This is a genomic window from Oerskovia sp. NPDC060287 (assembly GCF_042726775.1).
GTDB lineage: Bacteria > Actinomycetota > Actinomycetes > Actinomycetales > Cellulomonadaceae > Oerskovia > Oerskovia merdavium.
Genome location: NZ_JBHXBO010000255.1, coordinates 1 through 5,792 on the forward strand (window position 1 = coordinate 1; position 5,792 = coordinate 5,792).

7 protein-coding genes are annotated in these 5,792 nt (G+C 73.4%); 1 reads left to right on the top strand and 6 read right to left on the bottom strand.

Going from position 1 to position 5,792, the window contains the following annotated elements:
• Window positions 1–18: 18 nt before the first annotated feature.
• From ACFWFR_RS16835 to ACFWFR_RS16845, 3 genes are all read right to left on the bottom strand, one after another.
• Entirely contained in the window at window positions 19–318 is a 300-nt protein-coding gene (locus tag ACFWFR_RS16835) for a DUF4193 domain-containing protein (protein WP_056650168.1), read from the bottom strand.
• A 234-nt stretch (window positions 319–552) separates the two neighbouring features.
• Window positions 553–1,404 carry an inositol monophosphatase family protein gene (locus ACFWFR_RS16840; RefSeq protein WP_377616388.1) on the bottom strand — a complete coding sequence of 284 codons (852 nt, stop codon included), beginning with the start codon at window positions 1,402–1,404 and terminating at the stop codon, window positions 553–555.
• A gap of 3 nt (window positions 1,405–1,407) precedes the next feature.
• A complete protein-coding gene (locus tag ACFWFR_RS16845; protein WP_318244609.1) occupies window positions 1,408–2,058 on the bottom strand; it encodes a TRIC cation channel family protein in 651 nt (216 codons plus the stop codon).
• A gap of 134 nt (window positions 2,059–2,192) precedes the next feature.
• Here ACFWFR_RS16845 and sepH point away from each other — a divergent pair, with 134 nt between their 5' ends.
• A complete protein-coding gene (sepH, locus tag ACFWFR_RS16850) occupies window positions 2,193–3,494 on the top strand; it encodes a septation protein SepH (RefSeq protein ID WP_377623760.1) in 1,302 nt (433 codons plus the stop codon).
• A gap of 48 nt (window positions 3,495–3,542) precedes the next feature.
• On the opposite strand, the gene ACFWFR_RS16855 is transcribed toward sepH, so the two are convergent.
• From ACFWFR_RS16855 to ACFWFR_RS16865, 3 genes are all read right to left on the bottom strand, one after another.
• A complete protein-coding gene (locus ACFWFR_RS16855) occupies window positions 3,543–4,205 on the bottom strand; it encodes a thymidine kinase (protein WP_191805033.1) in 663 nt (220 codons plus the stop codon).
• An 84-nt stretch (window positions 4,206–4,289) separates the two neighbouring features.
• The gene (locus tag ACFWFR_RS16860) at window positions 4,290–5,462 is read right to left on the bottom strand and encodes an alkaline phosphatase family protein (protein ID WP_191805035.1); all 1,173 of its coding nucleotides are present in this window, start codon (window positions 5,460–5,462) and stop codon (window positions 4,290–4,292) included.
• A partial coding sequence (locus ACFWFR_RS16865) for a DUF5998 family protein (protein ID WP_377623763.1) occupies window positions 5,459–5,792 on the bottom strand: 334 nt, incomplete at its 5' end. The genes ACFWFR_RS16860 and ACFWFR_RS16865, both read right to left, overlap by 4 nt.

Here is a 5,792-nt window from a genome sequence, read left to right on the forward strand (position 1 = left end):
CCCGCTTCATGAGGTGGCTCAGGCCGCGCACTCCGAGCAGATCTGCTGCCCGTTCTTCTCGTACGCGAGCTGGCTGCGGTGGTGCACGAGGAAGCAGCTCGAGCAGGTGAACTCGTCAGCCTGTCGAGGAAGCACACGAACCGAGAACTCTTCGCCGGACAGGTCCGCGCCCGGGAGCTCGAACCCTTCGGCCGCTTCGGTCTCGTCCTCGTCCACAACGCCCGAGCTCTTGTCGGAGCGACGAGCCTGCAGCTCTTGGATCGAGTCCTCGCTGAGATCCTCTTCGCTCTTGCGGGGGGCGTCGTAGTCAGTTGCCATCTGTGGGGTCACACTCCGGAACGTCGTGGTCGAACATGGGGGTCGTTCGGTCCGGCGAAGGCCGTCGAACTGGCACTCCGTAGGACGCTTCGCGAGACGTCCTGACTGGTGTACGCGGTGTAATGCTCCGCCACCCGGAATTGTTCCCGGTGGCCCCCGGATTCTGCACCAAATACCGCGCGAGCGCACCCTCAGGGTGGGGTGTTCCTCGTCACCCCCGTGGAGGCCCGGGGATCAGGCCCCCGAATCGGCTCCTGCCGACTCGAGGATCGCGACCAGCGCCTCGACCGCGGCGGGCGGTCCCGCGACCGTCATGTCCGTCCCTGCCGGGCGCCCCCGCAGGCCGGTCACGAGCGCCCCGGCCTCCTGGGCCACGAGCGCCCCTGCCGCGAGGTCCCACGGGTTGAGGCCGCGCTCGTAGTACAGGTCGAGGCTCCCGGTCGCGACCAGGCACAGGTCGATCGCCGCGGACCCCAGCCGGCGGATGTCACGGACCTGCGGCAGGACCGTCGTCAGGACCTCGGCCTGGTGACGGCGTCGCTCGGCGTCGTACCCGAACCCGGTGCCGACCAGCGAGGTCGCGAGCGGGCCCGCGGGGTTGACGTGCACGGGCTCGCCGTCGAGCGTCGCGCCCGCCCCGAGCCCCGCGGTCCAGGTACGGCCGTCGACGATCGAGTGCACGGCGCCTGCGAGCACGGTCCACTGCGCGGGGTCCGCGGGGCCCGCGACGACCGCGACCGAGATCGCGTACGAGGCCACCGAGTAGAGGTAGTTGACGGTGCCGTCGATCGGGTCGATGACCCAGGTGAGACCGGACGTCCCCTCGGAGGCCCCCTCCTCCTCGCCGAGGATCGCGTCGTCGGGTCGCTCGCGCGCGATGATCCGGCGCAGCAGGGCCTCCGACTCGGCGTCCATGGCCGTCACGACGTCGACCGCGCTCGACTTGGTCGAGGCCACCTCCACGTGCTCGGGCCGGCCGTCGCGCACGAGCGCTCCCGCCTCCCTGGCCATGCTCTCGGCGAGCGCGCGCAGTGCGGCGATCGTGACGTCGTCGGGCAGGCGGGGGTCATCGATGAAGGAGGTCACGGCTCACATCCTGCCCGACCCCGCACCCCCGCGACGACCCGACCACGGCCCCGGGACCGTCCACCCGAGCCGGAGCGAGACGAGCCGGAAGCCGAACACCAGGCCGATCGTCGCGAGCTGGGTCCACAGCGTGAGCCAGCCCTCGTGCCACAGCACGGCCGTGATCGAGGCACCGACGATCGCGGGGACCGCGTAGAGCTGGCGGTCCTGGAGGATGAGCGGGGCCTCGCTGCTCAGCAGGTCGCGCAGGATCCCGCCCCCGATCCCCGTGAGCGTGCCCACGATGACCGCGGCCATCATGCCCACGCCGTAGTCCAGGCCCTTGGTCGTCCCGATCACGACAAAGAGCGCGAGCGCTCCCGCGTCGAGCACGACGATGCCCCGGCGCATGCGTTCGAGGCGTGGGTGGAAGAAGTAGATGAACACTCCGGCCGCGAGCGCCGCAACCACGAGCTTCCAGCTCGAGATCCCCACGGGGGGCAGGGCGCCGATGAGCACGTCGCGCAGCATCCCGCCGCCGAGTCCCGTCGCCCAGGCCAGCACCAGGACCCCGAAGATGTCGAACGACTTGCGGATGGCGGCCAGCCCGCCGGACAGCGCGGCGCAGAACACCGCGCCCAGCTCGAGGACGTCGTCCAGGGGGAACTCGATCACGGGGAGAATCATCCCAGCAGACCTCACCGGGCGGCACACCGAGCCGCCTGCGCCGTCCCGGCGCGCCGGGATGGCACTCTCGGGAGTGCAGGCCCACCGGCGACGAGCCGGTCTGCGACGTCGTTGGAGGATTCATGAGTGAGCTAGAGCTGGTGAGGGTGCACGAGGACGGGGAGCATCTCGTCCTCGCCGGACCGGACGGTGCGCGGTTCACCCTGCCCATCGACGACGCGCTGCGCGGCGCCATGCGACGCGACCGCGCCCAGCTCGAACAGCTGCGCTCGCAGTCCCCCGACGTCCTGCCCGTGCGTGAGATCCAGGCACAGCTGCGCGCTGGGCTCAGCGCCCGCGAGGTGGCCGAGAAGGCCGGGATCCCGATCGAGCAGGTCCACCGCTTCGAGGGCCCCGTGCTCGCCGAGCAGGAGTACGTCGTGGCTCAGGTGCTCAAGAACCGCGCGGGTCATGACGAGGACTCCCCCACGTTGGGCGAGGTGGTCTCGGAGCGTCTCACGGCACGCGGGGTCGCCGAGGACGACGTCGAGTGGTCCGCGGCGCGCTCGCACGCGGGCCCGTGGACCGTCACCGCGCTCTTCCTCATCGGCGACCGTGCGCGCAGCGCCCGCTGGTCGTACGACCCCCAGAACCGCGCGTTGCACGCGCTCGAGGACGAGGCGCGCTGGTTGTCGGGCACGGACGTCGCCGAGGAGCCCGTCCGCGGCGTCCGCGGCGCGCTGTTCGACCACTCGGCCCGGGGCGGTCAGGCGTCCGCAGCACCGTCTGCGCCCTCCGCACCGTCCGCCTCGACGCCCGCGGACGCGGCAGACCCTGCGGACGCCGGCGACGGGCCCTCCCCGCTGCGCGCGGAGACGGACTCGACCTCGTCGATGCTCGACGACCTCAGCCAGCGCCGCGGCGTCCGTCAGCACCGCGACGAGCCGTCGGCGCCGTTCGAGGGGTTCGGGCCCCCGCAGACGTTCGACCTCGGTGAGCGCTCGGGGCGCCGGGACGAGGTGGACGAGGACGAAGAGCCGGCGGGGGCCAAGGTCTTCTCGCTGAGCAAGGCGAGCCGCAAGGAACAGCGTCCGGAGCCCGACGGCGGAGCGCACGACGCGACGTCGTCGCACCGGGACACGGGTCACCCCGCGGGCACGGGCCATCGGGGGTCGCGCGAGACCGACGACGCCCACGGCTCGACCGACGCGCACCCTGCGAGGGAAGGGGGCGCCGAGACGAGCACCACCCGACCGGGCGCGGCCTCGCACGGGGGGCGCGACGTCGTCGGGACGGTGCGCGACGAGCGCGACGGGCCCGACGCGACCGGTGAGCACGGCGAACGTCCCGCACCGCGCACGGGCGAGCCGCGACGCCCGCGCAAGACGCGGGCCAGCGTCCCGTCGTGGGACGAGATCGTGTTCGGCGCCAAGCCCGAGCACTGACCGGCTCTCCCCCGCGCCGCGGGGTGCGACGACGCCCTGGTGCCGCCCCTACCCTGCAGCCCCCGGCAGGTCGAGCGCGAGCCCGTCCCCGGTCGTCGAGCGCAGCCGCGCGGAGACCGACGTCATGCGGCGCATGTGGTGCCGGCGGCACAGGACCTCGTACGCGACCTCGCTCGCGCTCTCCCCCGTGTTGCCGACCACGACCTGGGCCCCCTCGACGACCATCCAGCCGTCGATCGTGCGCGCGTTGTGCGTCGCGCGGGCCCCGCACCAGCACAGCGACTGCACCTGGAGCACCTCCACGCGGTCGGCGAGCTCGATGAGCCGCGCCGAGCCGGGGAAGAGCCGCGTGCGGAAGTCGGCCGTGATGCCGAACGCGTAGACGTCGATCTCGACCTCGTCGACCAGGCGGGCCAGCTGCTCGACCTGGGTCGTCGAGTAGAACTGGGCCTCGTCGCAGATCAGGTAGTCGACCGTGGTGCCGCGCATGCGCTCGGCGACCACGAAGGACCAGAAGTCGGTGTCGTCGCGGACCTCGTGCGCGGCGACCTCGAGACCCAGGCGCGAGGACAGGCGGTCGGTCCCCGCGCGGTCGTTGCGCGAGAAGATCAGCCCGCAACGACCCCGAGCGGTGTGGTTGTGGTCGAGCTGGAGGGCGAGGGTGGACTTGCCGCAGTCCATCGTCCCGGAGAAGAAGACGAGCTCAGCCACGGTCGTGGGCCTTTCGGTGCGGGGGAACAGGTCCCCGGAAGGAGGCGCCCGGGGGCTCGCGACGCCCGGGCGGAGGCGTGGTGCTCAGGTGGTCGTGACGAGCAGCGGGACCTGCATCTCGGTGCGGGTGAGCGAGCCGTGGACGCCCACGAGCTGCATCGAGGCCGGCGTCTGGGTCCGTGAGTCCACGACCGTGGCCCTGCCCCGCATCGCGACCACGACGTCGCCGATCGTCGGCAGCACGTGCTCTGCGACGGGACCGAACCAGCCCGCTGCGACCGCGTCCTCGCGCAGCGCGACGAGGGCCGCGTCCCCGAGGACCTCGGACCAGCGACCGGCCACGGCCGACGCCTGGTCCGCGTGCGTGTAGACGTGCACGGCGCGCGGCTCGCCGCCCACGAGCGCGACCCCGCGGTCGAGCGCGGGCGTCCTCGCGACGTCCCAGCGCTGCGAGCGGTCGACGTCGACCATCCCGTGGTCGGCCGTGACGAGCAGCAGCGTGCCGTGGGGCAGCGCCCGGGCCAGGCGACCGAGCTCGCGGTCGAGGTCCGAGAGCGCGTCGCCCCACTGCCGCGAGCGCCAGCCGTGATGGTGGCCCGCCTTGTCGACGTCTCCCCAGTACAGGTACACCAGCCCGGGGGCCGTGAGCTCCCAGGCGACCGTGTCGACGCGGTCCGCGATGGACTCGGCCGCGACGTAGCGCGCGCCGCGCAGGGCGGCCACCGTCATCCCCGAGCCCGCGAAGCGCGCGGGGCCCACCGACAGGACCTCGCGCCCCGTGGCCGCGACCTGCTCGAGGACGGGCGGCTCCTGCTGGAGCTCCTGGGGCGGGGCGGCGCCCTCCCACGAGACCATGTTCGCCAGGCGCCCCGTGACGGCGTTGCGCTGGGTGTACCCCAGCATGCCCGTCCGCCCGGGCGAGGTGCCCGTGCCGAAGGTCCCGATCGCCGCGGCGGTCGTGCTGGGGAAGCTTGAGGTGAGCACGCGCGAGGACGCCAGGAGCGAGCGCAGGAACGGGGCGTGCCCCGCGCGCTCGGTGAGGTTGGCGTGGCCGAGCCCGTCGACCAGGACGACGCACACCCTGTCCGCGGTGGGCAGCGCGAGGTCGGTGCGCGCCTGGGTCGAGCGGGTCCCCGTGGCGGTCGTCAGGTCGACCCCGAGCGCGCCGGCCGCCGCGGGCAGGACCGAGCTGAGCGCGAGGCCGTCGTAGCGGGGGGCGAGCAGGCCGTCGGGCAGGACCTCGGGCAGGACCGTCACCGGCTCGCCCGGCCTGCGTCGCGGCGGGCCGTGGCCGTCGAGAGCTCGCGCGCGAACGCGAGCGCGTTGCGGACGGCGTCACGCCCCTCGGCCTCGGCGCTCACACGCACCACGATGTCGTCGGGCGTGATCTGGCCCGTCAGGCCGTGGTCGGCCTCGCAGCCCGGGTCGGGGCACTGCGCGGGCTCGAGGTCCACGCGCGAGACCGCCCCCCAACCGATCGCGAGCGTGACCTCGATGGGGGGCGTGCCGCTGCGGTGCTTCTCCGGGTCGAGGACGACGTGCGTGAGCGAGACCGAGCGCAGCTCGGTGATCGGCACGGACTCGGTG

Excerpts from the sequence above, each read along its gene's own strand:
- ACFWFR_RS16835 (WP_056650168.1), bottom strand. The coding sequence starts at position 318 with ATGGCAACTGACTACGACGCCCCCCGCAAGAGCGAAGAGGATCTCAGC.
- sepH (WP_377623760.1), top strand. The coding sequence starts at position 2,193 with ATGAGTGAGCTAGAGCTGGTGAGGGTGCACGAGGACGGGGAGCATCTC.